General features: G+C 62.9%; 15 protein-coding genes. 14 read left to right on the top strand and 1 reads right to left on the bottom strand.

Annotation, left to right across the window (positions count from 1 at the left end; genetic code table 11):
- Positions 1 to 52: 52 nt before the first annotated feature.
- The 13 genes from NKI19_RS03875 (at position 53) to ftsH (ending at position 12,381) form a co-directional block, all read left to right on the top strand.
- Entirely contained in the window at positions 53 to 337 is a 285-nt protein-coding gene (locus tag NKI19_RS03875; protein ID WP_352494156.1) for an AbrB/MazE/SpoVT family DNA-binding domain-containing protein, read from the top strand.
- Entirely contained in the window at positions 334 to 738 is a 405-nt protein-coding gene (locus NKI19_RS03870) for a type II toxin-antitoxin system VapC family toxin (RefSeq protein WP_352476101.1), read from the top strand. Before NKI19_RS03875 ends, NKI19_RS03870 begins: the two co-directional genes overlap by 4 nt.
- A complete protein-coding gene (gene ruvB, locus NKI19_RS03865) occupies positions 735 to 1,775 on the top strand; it encodes a Holliday junction branch migration DNA helicase RuvB (protein WP_352489258.1) in 1,041 nt (346 codons plus the stop codon). The genes NKI19_RS03870 and ruvB overlap by 4 nt, the downstream gene beginning before the upstream one ends.
- A 128-nt stretch (positions 1,776 to 1,903) precedes the next feature.
- On the top strand, positions 1,904 to 2,374 hold the full coding sequence (gene ybgC / locus NKI19_RS03860) for a tol-pal system-associated acyl-CoA thioesterase (RefSeq protein WP_352489259.1): 471 nt from the start codon (positions 1,904 to 1,906) through the stop codon (positions 2,372 to 2,374).
- Between the two features lie 294 nt (positions 2,375 to 2,668).
- The gene (gene tolQ, locus NKI19_RS03855; protein ID WP_352489260.1) at positions 2,669 to 3,379 is read left to right on the top strand and encodes a protein TolQ; all 711 of its coding nucleotides are present in this window, start codon (positions 2,669 to 2,671) and stop codon (positions 3,377 to 3,379) included.
- A 9-nt stretch (positions 3,380 to 3,388) separates the two neighbouring features.
- Entirely contained in the window at positions 3,389 to 3,847 is a 459-nt protein-coding gene (tolR, locus tag NKI19_RS03850) for a protein TolR (protein ID WP_254816466.1), read from the top strand.
- 7 nt (positions 3,848 to 3,854) lie between these two features.
- Complete coding sequence (tolA, locus tag NKI19_RS03845; RefSeq protein WP_352489261.1) at positions 3,855 to 5,012, top strand: cell envelope integrity protein TolA; 1,158 nt, start codon at positions 3,855 to 3,857, stop codon at positions 5,010 to 5,012.
- 67 nt (positions 5,013 to 5,079) lie between these two features.
- Complete coding sequence (tolB, locus tag NKI19_RS03840; RefSeq protein ID WP_502895839.1) at positions 5,080 to 6,363, top strand: Tol-Pal system beta propeller repeat protein TolB; 1,284 nt, start codon at positions 5,080 to 5,082, stop codon at positions 6,361 to 6,363.
- A gap of 35 nt (positions 6,364 to 6,398) precedes the next feature.
- Positions 6,399 to 6,752 carry a four helix bundle protein gene (locus NKI19_RS03835; protein ID WP_352489262.1) on the top strand — a complete coding sequence of 118 codons (354 nt, stop codon included), beginning with the start codon at positions 6,399 to 6,401 and terminating at the stop codon, positions 6,750 to 6,752.
- Positions 6,753 to 7,007: 255 nt separating this feature from the next.
- Positions 7,008 to 7,514, top strand: a complete 507-nt coding sequence (pal, locus tag NKI19_RS03830; protein ID WP_023677992.1) for a peptidoglycan-associated lipoprotein Pal — start codon at positions 7,008 to 7,010, stop codon at positions 7,512 to 7,514.
- Positions 7,515 to 7,701: 187 nt separating this feature from the next.
- Positions 7,702 to 8,817, top strand: coding sequence for a tol-pal system protein YbgF (gene ybgF / locus NKI19_RS03825; RefSeq protein WP_352489263.1), 1,116 nt, complete (start codon positions 7,702 to 7,704; stop codon positions 8,815 to 8,817).
- A gap of 54 nt (positions 8,818 to 8,871) precedes the next feature.
- Positions 8,872 to 10,350, top strand: coding sequence for a tRNA lysidine(34) synthetase TilS (tilS, locus tag NKI19_RS03820; protein ID WP_352489264.1), 1,479 nt, complete (start codon positions 8,872 to 8,874; stop codon positions 10,348 to 10,350).
- Between the two features lie 105 nt (positions 10,351 to 10,455).
- Entirely contained in the window at positions 10,456 to 12,381 is a 1,926-nt protein-coding gene (ftsH, locus tag NKI19_RS03815; RefSeq protein WP_023677989.1) for an ATP-dependent zinc metalloprotease FtsH, read from the top strand.
- 825 nt (positions 12,382 to 13,206) lie between these two features.
- On the opposite strand, the gene NKI19_RS03810 is transcribed toward ftsH, so the two are convergent.
- On the bottom strand, positions 13,207 to 13,869 hold the full coding sequence (locus tag NKI19_RS03810) for a hypothetical protein (RefSeq protein WP_352621115.1): 663 nt from the start codon (positions 13,867 to 13,869) through the stop codon (positions 13,207 to 13,209).
- Positions 13,870 to 14,743: 874 nt separating this feature from the next.
- On the opposite strand from NKI19_RS03810, the gene glmM reads away from it, so the two are divergent.
- Positions 14,744 to 16,096 (top strand): phosphoglucosamine mutase, encoded by a 1,353-nt coding sequence (gene glmM, locus NKI19_RS03805; RefSeq protein ID WP_031213285.1) that lies wholly within the window; start codon positions 14,744 to 14,746, stop codon positions 16,094 to 16,096.
- The last annotated feature ends 196 nt before the right edge of the window (positions 16,097 to 16,292 follow it).

The following is a 16,292-nucleotide window of genomic DNA, read 5'->3' as shown; positions in this document are numbered from 1 at the left end:
TGAAATTCCAACTACTATGTGGTCGGTAAGAATTTTCTCCAGGAGTAAGAATATGGGCGCATATGCCAGCCTGACCTCCAAGGGACAGCTCACGATTCCAAAGGACGTCCGCGACGCCTTGTCGCTCAAGACAGGCGACACGATCGCTTGGACGGTCATGGATGGTTACCTGATCGGAACGCCGCGCAACCTCGGATTTGCCGACCTCGCTGGATTCTTGGGCGATCCGCCTGGTGGTCCCGCTACGCTGGAGGAAATCGACGCCGCTGTGCGGGATGCGGTCGGCCGGCATGTTGTCGGGGATAGACCAAATGACGGACAAGAGGGTGCCGCTTGACGTCGATCGGCATCGATACCAACGTTCTGCTTCGCATGGTGCTCAACGATGATCCGGAGCAGCGGGCGAAGGCACTTGCGTTCGGCAGCGGCCTCAGTGTGGAAATGCCCGGCTTCGTGAGCTTGATCGTGCTGGTCGAATTCAGCTGGTCGTTGGCTTCGCGCTACAGGCAACCAAAGGAACAGGTGTTGGCCGCGATCCAGAGGCTGCTCAAGATCAAGACGCTGGAGTTCGAAGACTTCGATGCCATCGTCATCGCGCTCGAGCGATCGAATTCAGTGCAGGTCGACTTTGCCGACGCGTTGATTGCGGAGCACAATCGAAAATTAGGTTGCTCGCACACGGTGACCTTCGATCAGCGCGCTGCCAAGGCCATTCCCGGTATGGAACTGCTCGCATGAGCCTTTCGCCACGCCTCATTGCTCCCGACAGACGCGGCGAGGATGCCGAGCAGACCTTGCGGCCGCAGACGCTTGGCGACTTCGTCGGACAGGCGGCGGTGCGGGCCAATCTCAAAGTCTTCATCGAGGCCGCCAAGGGCCGCAGCGAAGCGCTCGACCATGTGCTGTTCGTCGGCCCGCCCGGACTCGGCAAGACGACGCTGGCGCAGATCATGGCGCGCGAGCTCGGCGTCAATTTCCGCTCGACCTCGGGTCCGGTCATCGCCAAGGCCGGCGATCTGGCGGCGCTGCTCACCAACCTCGAAGACCGCGACGTGCTGTTCATCGACGAGATCCATCGGCTCAACCCGGCGGTCGAGGAAATCCTCTATCCGGCGATGGAGGATTTCCAGCTCGACCTGATCATCGGCGAGGGGCCGGCGGCGCGCTCGGTCAAGATCGACCTGGCCCGCTTCACCCTCGTCGCCGCCACCACCCGGCTCGGGCTGTTGACCAACCCGCTGCGCGACCGCTTCGGCATTCCGGTCAGGCTCAATTTCTATTCCGTCGAGGAACTCGAGCAGATCGTGCGGCGCGGCGCCCGCATCCTTGCCATGCCGCTCGGCGACGATGGTGCTTTGGAGATCGCCCGGCGGGCGCGCGGAACGCCGCGTATCGCCGGCCGGCTGTTGCGCCGGGTGCGCGACTTCGCCAGCGTTGCCGGCGACGGCCATGTCGACCGCAAGATCGCCGATGAGGCGCTGACGCGGCTGGAGGTCGACGGGCTCGGCCTCGACGCGCTCGACCGCCGTTATCTCCAGATGATCGCCCGGAATTTCGGCGGCGGGCCGGTCGGCATCGAGACCATCGCTGCCGGGCTTTCCGAACCACGCGATGCCATCGAGGACATCATCGAGCCTTTTCTGATCCAGCAAGGCTTCATCATGCGTACCCCGCGCGGCCGCGTGCTGGCAGCCAATGCCTGGCGACATCTCGGCCTCGACGCGCCGAAGGACCTGGCGCAGCAGCAGATCAGCCTGTTCCAGGAAGAACCGTAAGTTCCGCTGCTTATGGCTTCGGTGCTGGCAGTCCCCGGCCCAGCCCTCCAGGTCTTGATCATCGCCGGTCTATGCGCAAAACAGGTGTTGCTTGAAACAGGGCCCGTCGGGACCAAAAGGACAGCGCAATGGACGATCACGGTGAATCGGCATTGTCCGCCGGCCTTTCCGGCGCGCTGACGGAATTCGGCCATCGATTGATGGCGCGGGTCTATTATGCCGACACCGATTTTTCCGGCGTCGTCTACCACGCACGCTATCTCGAATTCTTCGAGCGCGGCCGTTCCGATTATCTGCGGCTGGCCGGCGTCCACCACACCGAGCTTGCCGACGGCAAGCATGGCGAGAAAATAGTCTGGGTGGTGCGGCGCATGGAGATCGACTTCCGCGGTTCGGCCCGCATGGACGACATCCTGACCATCGATACGCGCACCGAAGACATTTCCGGCGCCCGCATCGTCATGGCGCAGCAGTTGAAACGCGGCAGCGAAGTGCTGGTCGAGGCGCGGGTCGAAGCGGCGATCGTCGGCGAGAACGGCCGGCCGCGGCGCTTTCCCAAGGACTGGATCGCAGCCTTCATGCCCAGAACGAGCAAATAAAGGTTCAGAGGCGACGATCCCGCAGTCCAGTCCGGGCCAGGATCGCCGGGGCGACCCACATAGGCGCGGCAATGCGCCGCGCTGTACGTCCTAACCCATCCTTAACCATAACGGTCCATGAAGGGATTGGTTAAGATTGGGAGAATCCAAGCGCCTTCCTTTCACCAATATTTGCCCCGAAAAGGCCGCCAACGGTGCATTTGGGGTTATTCCGCAAGCTTAACGCGAACGGACCACAAGGGATGCCCATGGGCCAGCCGCCAGCCACGCCCGGAAAATCTTTAAGGACGTAACATGGAAAACATCGCTCTCGCCGACCCGGGCGCGCATTTATCGATTTGGGCCTTGTTCATGCAGGCCGGTTGGGTGGTCAAGCTGGTCATGATCGGCTTGCTCTGCGCCTCGATCTGGACCTGGGCGATCATCGTCGACAAGCTCGTCGCCTATGCCCGCATGCGGCTGGCGCTCAACCGCTTCGAACAGGTGTTCTGGTCGGGACAGTCGCTGGAAGAACTTTACCGCACGCTCGCCGACCGCAAGACGACCGGCATGAGCGCGATCTTCGTCGCCGCCATGCGCGAATGGAAGAAAAGCTTCGAGAAGGGCGCGAAATCGCCGCTCGGCCTGCAGACCCGCATCGACAAGGCGATGGATCTGGCGCTGACCCGCGAGATGGAAAAGCTGGAAGGGCGGCTTGGCTTCCTCGCCACCACCGGCTCGGCGGCGCCGTTCATCGGCCTGTTCGGCACGGTTATCGGCATCATGACCTCGTTCCAGGCGATCGCCGCCTCGAAGAACACCAGCCTGTCGGTGGTCGCGCCCGGCATCGCCGAGGCGCTGCTGGCGACGGCCATCGGCCTGCTCGCCGCCATCCCCGCCGTCATCGCCTACAACAAGCTGTCGTCGGACGCGAGCAAGATCGCGGTGCGCATGGAAGGGTTCGCGGATGAGTTCTCCGCCATACTCTCGCGCCAAATCGATGAAAAAGTCGCGCAGAAGGCCTGAGGAACGATCATGGGAATGTCCGTAAGCGCAGGTGGCGGAGGACGCGGCGGGCGCGGCCACAGGCGGCGCGGCCGCCATCACGCCTTGATATCGGAGATCAACGTCACGCCGATGGTCGACGTGATGCTGGTGCTGCTCATCATCTTCATGGTCGCAGCACCCTTGCTGACGGTCGGCGTGCCGATCGACCTGCCGGATACCCAGGCCAAAGCGATGAACGCCGATACGCAGCCTATAACCGTGTCCATCAACCCGGCCGGTCAGATCTACCTCCAGGAAACCGAGATCCCGATCGAGGAATTGGTGGCCAAGCTGCAGGCGATCTCGAAGACCGGCTATGACGAGCGCATTTTCATCAGGGGTGACAAGGCGACGGATTACGGCACGGCCATGAAGGTGATGGCCCGCATCTCGGCTGCCGGCTACAAGAATATCGGCCTGGTTTCACTGCAGGAACAGGATCAATAGACGCAAGATGAGGACCGGCCTCACCACATCGGTGATCCTGCATACGGTGGCGATCGCCTTCGGGCTGTTCACGTTGTCCTCGCCCCCCGCGATGCCTGCGTCCGATGCGGAATCGGTTTCGGTCGAGATCGTGCCGATGGAAGCGACGGCACAGGTCCTGCAAGGCGACAAGAAGTCTGTGATGCACGAAAAGCCGGCGCCGCTGCCGACACAGCGTCCCGACATCGTTCCCGACGCCCAGAAAATCGGCGAGAACAGCGTCGACACCGACAAGCCGCCGACACCGGAGTCCAAGCCCCACCCAGTCGATATGACGGCGGCTCCGCCACCCGCGCCGACGCCGGTCGAAAAGCCCAAGCCTGAGGACGTGCCGAAGCCGAAGGAACAGCCGAAGCCTATTCCCGCTACGGAGGTAGCGCCGGTGCCGCAGCCGAAGGAAGAGGTCAAGCCCGAGCCTGTCAAGCAGACCGAACCCAAGCCGACGCCGGCCAAGGAGCCGACGCCCACGCCGCCGCAGGACAAGACTGCCGCGATCGAGCCGCAGCCCGAGGTCAAGCCGGACGCCGTCGCCGAGGCGATTGCCAAGCAACCCCCAACCGAGGAGGCGCAGCTTCCGGACTCGGCGCCAGCACCCGAGGCTCGGCCGAAGCCGCAGCCGGCCCAGGCCGAAAGCGCCAAGGCGCCCGAGCGCAAGGATGCCGACAAGCCGGTCAAGGAAGCCTCGTCCAGGCCAAAATCTGAAGACAAGCAGTTCAACGCCGACGAGATTTCGGCTCTGCTCGACAAGCGGAAGCCGTCCGGCGGCGGCGCCAAGCGCTCGACCCAGCAGGCATCGCTCGGCGGCGAGAAGGATCAGGGCCAGAAGCTTTCGAAATCGGAGCAGGGGGCATTGGAGGCCCAGCTTAGTAATTGCTGGACCCTGCCGGTAGGGCTTGAGGGTTCGGAGAATTTCGTGGCTGTGATCCAGTTCAACCTGGACGCCTCCGGCAAGCTGGATGGCCGGCCTACTGTCGAAAAATCGAGCGGAAACCGCCCGTTTGACGAAAGTGCAGTGCGCGCGGTTCAGAAATGCGACATGGCCGGCCTGCAGGTTCCTGCGGGCAAGCAAGACATCTGGTCCGACGTTCGGGTCACTTTCGACCCCAGGGAGATGCTCGGTCTTTAGGCCCAGCTCCCACAGAATCAGCGAAGAGAAGCGAGAAGACATGAAATCCATCCTCAAGCCGCTCCTGATGATCGTAGCGATGGCGCTGGGCATGACTGCCGCCGCCACCTTGCCGGCGCGGGCGCTCGTTGAGCTCAACGTCAACAAGGGCAATGTCGAGCCGCTGCCGATCGCCATCACCGATTTCCAGGGCGGCGATGCACTTGGCGCCGAGATTTCCGGCATCGTCAGTGCCGACCTGAAACGCTCCGGCCTGTTCGCGCCGATCGACAAAAGCGCTTTCATTGAAAAGATTTCGAACCCGGATGCCACACCGCGCTTCGAAGACTGGAAGGTGATCAATGCGCAGGCGCTGGTCACCGGCAGTGTCGGCAAGGAAGCCGACGGCCGTGTCCGTGCCCAGTATCGGCTGTGGGACACCTTTGCCGGCCAGCAGATGTCGGGCGAACAGTTCTTCGCCAACGACGCCAATACCAGGCGCGTCGCCCACATCATCGCCGACGCTATCTACGAGCGGCTGACCGGCGAGAAGGGCTATTTCGACACGCGCGTCGTCTTCATCGACGAGTCCGGTGCCAAGAATGCGCGCAAGAAACGGCTTGCCATCATGGACCAGGACGGCGCCAACGTCCGCTATCTCTCGAACGGCAAATCGATTGTGCTGACGCCGCGCTTCTCGCCGAACCGGCAAGAAATCACCTACATGTCCTATGAAAGCGGTCAGCCGCGGGTGTACCTGCTGCAGATCGAGACAGGGCAGCGCGAACTGGTCGGCAATTTCCCCGGCATGACCTTTGCGCCGCGCTTTTCGCCGGACGGCCAGAAGGTGATCATGAGCCTGCTGCGCGATGACGGCAATTCCAACATCTTCGCCATGGATCTGAGAAGCCGCTCGACAACCAGGCTTACCAATTCGACCGCCATCGATACCTCGCCATCCTACTCGCCTGACGGCAGCAAGGTGGTGTTCACCTCGGATCGCGGTGGCCGCGCGCAGATCTATGTGATGGGCGCCGATGGCTCGGGCCAGACCCGCATCTCCTTCGGCGACGGCGTCTATTCGACGCCGGTGTGGTCGCCGCGCGGCGATCTCATCGCCTTCACCAAGCAGACCGGCGGCGAATTCCAGATCGGCGTCATGCGCACCGACGGTTCGGGTGAGCGCATCCTGTCGACCGGCTTTCAGCAGGAAGGGCCGACCTGGGCGCCCAACGGCCGGGTGCTGATGTTCTTCCGCGATTCCAATGGCGGACCAAAACTTGTTTCGGTCGATCTCACCGGCCGCAACGAACAGTCGATCCCGACGGCGAACTTCGCCTCGGATCCGGCCTGGTCGCCGCTGCTGGAGTGATGGAAGAAGAACTGAGGAATTGAAGAACTGAAGAGATGGAGAAGGCGGGGCGCTACGTTGAGCGCGCGAGGGACCTGGAGGTCTACAAACGCGCCTACGCGGTTTCTCTTGAGGTGCATAGAGCCACGCTTGCTTTTCCGAAAATTGAGCAATACGCGCTTGCCGATCAATTGCGTCGCTCGAGCAAGGCAATCTGCGCCAATTTAGCTGAGGGATTTGCCAAGCAGAGCCATTCCAAAGCCGAATTCGCTCGCTTCGTTTCGATGGCGGTGGGGTCATGCAGCGAAGTGGCGACGTGGATATCTTACGCGTTCGATCTTCAATACATACCGCAGTCCCAACTCGAGCCTGGCGGCGATCTTATGCCCAAATCCATGGGATGCTCGTGAGCCTCAGAGAGAAGCTGACGTAATTCCTTTTCTTCAATTCCTCAGTTCTTCAGTTCCTCAATTCCCTCGTTTTCATGTTTTGGCCGCATTTCCGCCTACGGTCCGCGCTCATTGTCGCCCTTGAGTAGCCCTCGGCAGAACGGTTGTGGACGGCAGCCGAAACCAAATTTTAACCGTGTTTCTTGAGCGCCGGTTAACCCAAACGTGGTTACTGGACGATCAATGAAATCACTCGAATTGCGAAGGAGAGGCGGCATGGGCCGTATCGCAGCACTTACCACAAACCCGGTCATGATCGCGCTCGTCGCCATGCTCGCGATCACCGGTTGCGCCTCGAAGAAGACGCCGAACAGCGCCGCCGATCTCGGCCTCAACGGCGCCGGCGCGGCAACGCCCGGGTCGGCCCAGGACTTTACGGTCAACATCGGCGACCGCATCTTCTTCGACACCGATTCGTCCTCGATCCGCGCCGATGCGCAGACGACGCTGTCGCGCCAGGCGCAGTGGCTGAACCAGTACAAGCAGTATGCCATCGTCATCGAAGGCCATGCCGACGAGCGCGGCACGCGCGAATACAATCTGGCGCTCGGCGCCCGCCGTGCTGCCGCCACCCGCGACTTTCTGGTCGCCAAGGGCGTTTCGGCGCAGCGCCTGAAGACCATTTCCTACGGCAAGGAGCGTCCGGTCGCGGTTTGCGACGACATCTCCTGCTGGTCGCAGAACCGCCGCGCCGTCACCACGCTGGGCGGCGCCGGCTCCTGATCGGCATAAATGCAACACTTGGTGCGAAAGGCGGCCAAAAGGCCGCCTTTTTCATATCTGCTCGCTCCAAACAAAATTTGGCCGAAGTCTCACGTCCTGTTAAGAGCCGAGAGCGTCTGGCTGGTCCAGTTGGCTGGTCTACTTCGATTGAGAGGCGCGCAACAACGGTTTTCACGGCGAGAGGCACATGCATTTCAGATCGGTCTTGAGCGGCACGCTTGCGGTGCTGCTCGTATCAAGTATCGCGGCACTTGCTGACGGTGTCGGGGCAAACGGCACCGGGCAGTCATCGGAAAGCGGTTTTTCCTTCCACCTGCCGACGATCAAACTGCCTGGCATTTTCGGTGAAAAGAAAAAGCCGGATCAGGTTCAGTTTGCGCAACAGGATGGCACCGGCACTCCGGCGCTGGAGGAACAGCTCCGGCAGATGAACGGCAAGATCGAGGAACTCAACTTCCAGGTCCTGCAGATGCAGGAGCAGATCCGCAAGCAGCAGGAAGACAACGAATTCCGCTTCCAGCAGCTGGAAGGCGGTCCGCAAGGCGCGCAGCAGCCGGCCGATCAGAAGAAATCCGAGGCGGCGCCTGGCAGCGACAGCCCCAACGGCGACAATAACGTGGCGGAGGCACCGGCAACGCCGGCTCCGGCCGATGCGGGCAAGGCAGCAGACGGCGGCAAAAGCGTCGAGGACGTCATCGTCGAATCGCCCAACGGCGATCCCGGCAAGCTGATCCCCGGCGCGCCGCCCAAGACGTTCGGCACCATCACCGTCGACAAAAACGGCAATGTCGTCGAAGCCGACGGCAATGCGCAGGCGAACGCGCCGGAGCAGAATACCGCCCCGGCCAACGGCGCCAGCGCAGCCGGCAACAAGGCCGGCAAATCCGACGATACGGTGGTCGCGGCACTCCCCTCGACCAACGACCCGGAGGAGCTTTACCGCAACTCTTACCAGTTCATCCTGTCGGGCGACTACAGCACCGCCGAACAGGGTTTCCGCGACCACATCGCCCGTTTTCCCCGGGACGCCAAAGCGGCGGATGCGCATTACTGGCTTGGTGAATCGCTGCTCGGCCAGCAGAAATACCGCGATGCGGCCGAGATTTTCCTCGCTGCCAGCAAGGACTATCCCAAGGCCAAGAAAGCGCCCGACATGCTGCTGAAGCTCGGCGTTTCACTGGTCGGGCTGAAGCAGCGCGACGTGGCCTGTGCCACTTTCAGCGAGATCGGCAAGCGCTACCCCGATATTTCCGGCGCGCTCAAGGAGCGGGTCAAGCAGGAAAGGGCACTCGCGGCGTGCTAGTTTTTCCGCTGCGTGTCGTTGCCCCAAAACCGGGCCCACTTTTGGGCGACATGCATGACGCTCGACAGCGAGCCTGACCTTTCGGATTTTTCGCGGATCGACTTTTCCAACGGCGCTGTTGCGGCCGTGTCCGGCGGCAGCGACTCGACCGCCCTTCTCCTCCTCCTCAAAGCCCATCTCGACCGTAACGCCCCGGCAACGAAATTGCTGGCGGTGACGATCGATCATCAATTGCGGCCGCAAGCGGCAGCGGAAGCGCAAGCCGTGGCCAGGCTGTGCGCGGCGCGCGGCATTGCCCATCGCGTCCTCGCCTGGTCGGGGCACAAACCATCGACCGGCCTGCCTGCCGCCGCACGCGAGGCGCGCTATCGGCTGCTCGCCGAGGCCGCCCAAGCGGCTGGCATTGGCCTGATCCTGACCGGCCACACCGCCGACGACCAGGCCGAGACCGTGCTGATGCGGCAAGCGCGTGACGAGTGGGCGCGTGACGAGTGGGCACGTGATGGGGGGCCAAGTGATGAAGGGCAAGGCGACGACGGGCCGCGCGACGAGGGGCGGGGCCTTGCCGGGATGGCGCCGGCAACCCTCTACGAGTGGCGGCACTGGATCGTGCGGCCGCTGCTCGGCGTAAGGCGTGCTGAGCTGCGCGAATTCCTGCGGCGTGAACAGGTTGCCTGGATCGAAGATCCGACCAATGCCGACACCGGCTTCGAGCGGCCGCGCGTCCGCGCAGCACTTGCCGAAGGCGATGGTGCGCCTCGCGTGGCTGAAGCGATGGCGCTGGCCAGAAAGGCGGCGGCCGAGCGTGAGCAACTGGGACACCGCGCGGCCATGCTGATCCGCAGCCTGGCCTCCAGGCCGGCCGCTGGCCTCGTCCGCCTCGACCGGGATTTTGCGACGGCCGCCGACAGCCGGGCGGCTATCTATGCGCTGCGCATCCTGCTGGCGGCGACCGGCGGCACCGCCTTCCTTCCCGACCAGACCCGCAGCGAAGCCCTTTTCGACCGGCTCCGCACCGGGCCGCTTTGTGCCACATTGTCGCGGACCGTGATCGATGCCCGGCGTACCGGCATCTTTCTGCATCGCGAATTGCGCGATCTGCCGCCCGCTGTTGCGGTTTCCGACAATGCGCTTTGGGATGGCCGCAGACGGATCACATTGGGCGACAGTTCAGGTGCATTGTTGATCGCGCCGCTGTTTGTAGCACCGCTCGGGGCGGCTCTTGCCGCAAAGCGGGCAATTGAAGGGCATGGCACGCCGGCAAGCCTTGTACGTGCCGCCTTGGCCGCCGAGCCGGCGCTATGGCGGGATGGCGAATGCCTTGGTTTGCTCGGGGAGGGCCCGGATTTGCTCGGGGAAGGCCCGATGCCGGCGGCTGTCGCCGCATGTCCGGCAGTCGCGCCGTTCGCCCGTTTCCTGCCGTCTTTCGATCTCGTGCCGGCCGATGCCGTCGCCGCCTTGCTTGGCGCGGCGCCGGTTCCAGCCTCGCCATTCGGCGGCCACAGTGCCGGCCTACCACGGGCGAAAGCTTAACCGAGACCTGCTGTTATGCTTGGCAAGGGGAGACGCTCTCCCTATGTTAGGGCCAAGTTTCCTCTCACGACGCGTGTCCGCCCAGCGGCGCCAACGGGACAATTGATGAATCCGAATTATCGCAACCTCGCGCTCTGGGCGATCATAGCGGTCCTGCTCATCGCTCTCTTCAATCTTTTCCAGACGCCGCAGACGCGTGGAGCCTCGAGCGATGTTCCCTATTCGCAGTTCCTGCAGGAAGTCGCGGCGGGACGGATCAAGTCGGTGACCATCGCCGGCGCCCGTATCTCCGGCAATTACACGGACAGTTCCAACGGCTTCCAGACCTATTCGCCTGGGGACCCGTCGCTGGTTTCGCGGCTGCAGGACAAGAACGTCACCATCAATGCGCGTCCTGAATCCGACGGCTCCAATTCGCTGTTCGGCACCCTGATCTCCTGGCTGCCGATGATCCTCATCCTCGGCGTCTGGATATTCTTCATGCGCCAGATGCAGTCCGGTTCCGGCCGCGCCATGGGCTTCGGCAAGTCGAAGGCCAAGCTTTTGACCGAAGCGCACGGCCGCGTCACCTTCCAGGACGTCGCCGGTGTCGACGAAGCCAAGGAAGATCTGGAAGAAATCGTCGAGTTCCTGCGCGACCCGCAGAAATTCCAGCGGCTCGGCGGCAAGATCCCGCGCGGCGTGCTGCTCGTCGGTCCTCCCGGAACCGGCAAGACGCTGCTCGCCCGCTCGGTCGCGGGTGAAGCCAACGTGCCGTTCTTCACCATTTCGGGCTCGGACTTCGTCGAGATGTTCGTCGGCGTCGGCGCAAGCCGCGTCCGCGACATGTTCGACCAGGCCAAGAAGAACGCGCCTTGCATCATCTTCATCGACGAAATCGACGCGGTCGGCCGCCATCGCGGCGCCGGCCTCGGCGGCGGCAATGACGAACGCGAGCAGACGCTGAACCAGCTGCTGGTCGAGATGGATGGCTTCGAATCCAACGAAAGCATCATCCTGATCGCCGCCACCAACCGGCCCGACGTGCTCGATCCGGCGCTGCTGAGGCCGGGCCGCTTCGACCGCCAGGTGGTGGTGCCGAACCCAGACATCGTCGGCCGCGAGAAGATCCTGAAAGTGCATGTGCGCAACGTGCCGCTGGCGCCCAATGTCGACCTCAAGGTGATCGCGCGCGGCACGCCGGGGTTTTCCGGCGCCGACCTGATGAACCTGGTCAACGAATCCGCCCTGATGGCGGCGCGGCGTAACAAGCGCCTCGTCACCATGGCCGAATTCGAGGACGCCAAGGACAAGATCATGATGGGCGCCGAGCGCCGCTCGTCGGCGATGACGCAGGCCGAGAAGGAGCTGACCGCCTATCATGAGGCCGGCCATGCCATCCTGGCGCTCAACGTGCCGTCGGCCGATCCGCTGCACAAGGCGACCATCATCCCGCGCGGCCGGGCACTCGGCATGGTCATGCAGCTGCCGGAAGGCGATCGCTACTCGATGAGCTACAAATACATGATCTCGCGCCTCGCCATCATGATGGGCGGCCGTGTCGCCGAGGAATTCAAATTCGGCAAGGAGAACATCACCTCAGGCGCCTCCTCCGATATCGAGCAGGCGACCAAGCTGGCGCGCGCCATGGTGACGCGCTGGGGCTTCTCCGACAAGCTCGGCCATGTCGCCTATGGCGACAACCAGGAGGAAGTGTTCCTCGGCCATTCGGTGGCGCGCACGCAGAACATCTCGGAAGAGACGGCGCAGATCATCGACGCCGAAGTGCGCCGGCTGATCGACGAGGCCTATTCGACGGCAAGGTCCATCCTGACCAAGAAAAAGAAGGAATGGATCGCGCTGGCGCAGGGCCTGCTCGAATACGAGACGCTGTCCGGCGAGGAGATCAAGCAGCTGATCGCCGGCAATAAGCCCGCACGCGACCTTGGCGACGACACGCCGCCGAGCCGCGGCTCGGCCGTGCCGAAGTCCGGGCGCCGCAAGAAGGGCCCCGAGCCCGAAGGCGGCATGGAACCCCAGCCGTCAAGCTAGGCTCCGGCCCAGGACAGATTGACTTCGAAGCGCCGCGGCTCTGACCGCGGCGTTTTTGTTCAGGAGGTGCCGATAGCCGACCACGGCGCGAAAGCCCCTCACCCATTGCATCCGCTCCGTGACGGCTTCAGCAAATGTAGAGTTACAAGGGGCCTGTCCTGCCGACCTCTGAAGACCTGGGTTCCTCGCCCCCGCAAGGCGGGGGAGAGGTGGCTGCGAAGCGGCCGGAGAGGGGGCCTTCGTAGAGCGCGGCGGCTCCCCCTCTCCGTCTCGGCTTCGCCGAGCCACCTCTCCCCCACTTTCGTGGGGGCGAGGAACCCAAGCTGGAATAATGAAGTTCGCATTTTTGCCGACGGCGCCACATTTTGTTCTTGCTTTGTGCCGGCAGCTATGCTACTAATTTGCGTATGGTGCCAATTGGCTCCAACGACCCGCTCGCCAAGGCGGGTTTTTTGTTTCAGGCACCTTTCGATTAGGGAGTTGTCCGCAACGTTGGCGATTGGCGAAAGCCGGTATGATGGCCAATCTCCCCCCTTGCGGGGAGATGTCCGGCAGGACAGAGGGGGGCGCTGTCCCGCCGACCTGCCAACGTATCGCAGCCACGCCACAACTGATCTGATCCCAATCAGAGAAAACAAATTAAAGGTTTGCGATCCTTCGCGCCCCCCTCTGCCCTGCCGGGCATCTCCCCCACGAGGGGGGAGATTGGCAGCGTCATCGACGCTGCCACCTTGCAACGCAGGGCCTCTCCTTGGAGTCGGCAGCAACAAAAAAGCCCGCGAACCTTGCGGCTCGCGGGCTCATGTCGTCGGATGGTGGCGCCGGTCAGCTCTTCAGCTTGGCGTTGCAGAGGCTGTAGAAGCCGCCGCCTTTCTGGATCCACCTGAGGCCGCCCAGCGTGTTGGCGTCCTTGTTGGCGTAATAGAGGTCGAGGCAGGTGTGCATGCGGCCCTTGGCCGGGGTTTCGGTTGCATACTTCTTGGAGATCGCCGTCGGGAATTTCACGCCCTGGGGGGCGGTGATGGTCGGCGGTTGCGGATCGCCGGTGTACTTGGCGTCGGGAGCCGGCAGGGTGTCGTCGTCGGCTGCGCCGGCGCCGCATTGGCTCTTGCGGAAGTCGTTCCACTTCATGCCGTTTAGCGTGTTTCCGGCCTTGGCAGCTTGATATTTGGCGCTGCAATCCGCCATGCTGAGGCCTTTGCCGGTATCGGTCGCGGCGGCTGTCGTCGCCTTGGCAGGTGCCGCGGCAGGTTGTGCCGCTGCAGTTGCACCGGCGGCGCATTCACTCTTGCGGAAGTCGTTCCACTTCATGCCGTTGAGCGTGCCGGCAGCCTTGGCGGCCTGGTATTTGGTGCTGCATTCCTTGGCCGTCAGCCCAGGCGCCGCGTCATCGCTGCTGGCCGCCGCTGCTTTGGTCGTGGCGGCGGGTTGTGCGGCTGCCGTTGCGCCGGCGGCGCACTGGGTCTTGCGGAAATCGTTCCACTTCATGCCGTTGAGCGTGCCGGCAGCTTTGGCCGCCTGGTACTTGGTGCTGCACTCCTTGGCCGTCAGGCCCGGCGCCGCATCGTCGGCGGCGGCTGCCTTGGTCGTGTCGGCGGCCTTGGCCGTGGCTTTGGCCGGCGCGGCGTCGGTCGTAGCGGCGGTGGCATCGGTGCCGCATTGGGCCTTGCGGAACTGGTTCCAGTTCTGCCCGCCAAGCGTTCCCGCATCCTTGGCCGCGTTATACTTGGTGCTGCACTCGGCCATGGTCAGCGCATTGGCAGGCGCCGCCAGGAATAAGGTCGCGACGGCGAGACCCGTCAAAGTGGCAAGTCGATGGATGAGCATGCTTGTTCTCCCTACGGCGGTTCATGATATGTCCCAGTGCAGCAATAGCGCTCAACGGCTGGTTGCGCCAGATGCTAACTAGCGTAGAGACAAATTTAGAAGTGCATTCTTTTCTTTAAGGTGATGAATTCGTTGCCGGGACTGTCTCCCAGCCAAGTTCGTCCGGGTGCATTGCACGGAGCGCGCGCATATGGCTGGTTCCCAGCGAGGGCACTGCGTCGCATAACAGCCAGTCAAATCGGCGGGTGCGGCGAACCTGAGCCTACCGCTGTCTGGAGCAGCACGATGCGGATTCGGGTTCAAGGCCACACTGCCACAGACCAAAGGATCCAGATGAGGTTTAAGTTGACGTTTCTGATGCTGCTGCCGCAACAAGGGCTCGGAACTTGAAAATCAACTCACTAGCGTGACGCAAAACACACAAGACAACAATTTTCTAAGGATTGGTCGTCCATAATCATACAATGTGATGACGGGGCTTGGGCCATTTTATGGCATGAGATGCTCGGAAAGAACCATCGGGAAGCTGGCGAACATGGCAGGACATTATTTCGGTACGGACGGCATTCGTGGGCGAGCCAACAAGTTTCCAATGACGGCGGAGGTCGCCATGCGGGTCGGCATGGCCGCCGGCCTCTCGTTCCAGCGCGGCAGCCACCGCCACCGCGTCGTGCTCGGCAAGGATACCAGGCTTTCCGGCTACATGATCGAGAACGCGATGGTATCCGGCCTGTGCGCCGCCGGCATGGATGTCTTCCTGCTCGGCCCGATCCCGACGCCGGCTGTTGCCATGCTGGTGCGCTCGCTGCGCGCCGATATCGGCGTGATGATCTCTGCCTCGCACAACCCCTATTACGACAACGGCATCAAGCTGTTCGGCCCCGATGGCTATAAGCTGTCCGACGAGATCGAGGAGCGTATCGAGGGGATGCTCGACAAGGATATCGAATTGGCGCTCGCCGATTCCGATGGGCTCGGCCGTGCCAAACGCGTCGACGGCGTGCATGACCGCTATATCGAATTCGCCAAGCGCACGCTGCCGCGCTCGATGTCGCTGTCAGGCCTGCGCATCGTCGTCGATTGCGCCAATGGCGCCGCCTACAAGGTGGCGCCTGACGCGCTGTGGGAACTCGGCGCCGAGGTCGTTGCCATCAATGTCGAGCCCAATGGCTTCAACATCAACAAGGAATGCGGCTCGACCCATCCGGCCGGCCTGCAAAAGAAGGTGCACGAGGTGCGCGCCGATATCGGCATTGCGCTCGACGGCGATGCCGACCGTGTCGTCATCGTCGACGAGAACGGCGCGATCGTCGATGGCGACCAGATCATGGCGCTGATTGCCGAGTCGTGGCACCAGAGCGGACGGCTGGCCGGCGGCGGCGTCGTCTCGACGGTGATGTCCAATCTCGGCCTCGAACGCTTCCTTGGCGACATGAACCTGCAGTTGCATCGCACCAAGGTCGGCGACCGCTATGTCGTCGAGCACATGCGCGCCCATGGACTCAATGTCGGCGGCGAACAGTCGGGCCACATCGTGCTGTCCGATTTCTCGACCACCGGCGACGGGCTCGTCTCGGCGCTCCAGGTGCTCGCCTGCATCAAGCGGCATAACCGGCCGGTCAGCGAACTGTCGAAGAAATTCGAGCCGGTGCCGCAGCTTTTGAAGAATGTGCATATTTCCGGCGGCAAGCCGCTGGAGGAAGCGCCGGTCAAGGCGGCGATCGAAGATGCGCGCAATCGCCTCGGCAAGGCCGGACGCCTGGTCATCCGGCCTTCCGGCACGGAGCCGCTCATCCGCGTCATGGCGGAGGGCGACGACCCGCAGCTTGTCGAGTCCGTGGTCAACGACATCGTCGAGGTCATTTCGGAAACGCGCAGCGCCGCCTGATCTTTCTCCAACATCGGTTCAAAAGCCCGCCTTGCCGGCGGGCTTTTTATTGGGTCGCGGCCAGCACCGCCTGCAGCAACGGCCGCCAGATTGCTCGAATTTTAGAGATTCGTGGTTAATCAATACGGTTAAACGCCTTTTAACCTTTCCGATTCATTATCCACAACTGAGGTCAATCACATTTCGGGCGCGTTCG

Origin of the sequence: Mesorhizobium sp. M0751 (genome assembly GCF_040320265.1) — a bacterium.
In the GTDB taxonomy this organism is placed as follows: Bacteria; Pseudomonadota; Alphaproteobacteria; order Rhizobiales; family Rhizobiaceae; genus Mesorhizobium.
Note: the sequence above shows the minus strand (reverse complement) of the source record. Positions and strands in the feature narration are given on the sequence as shown.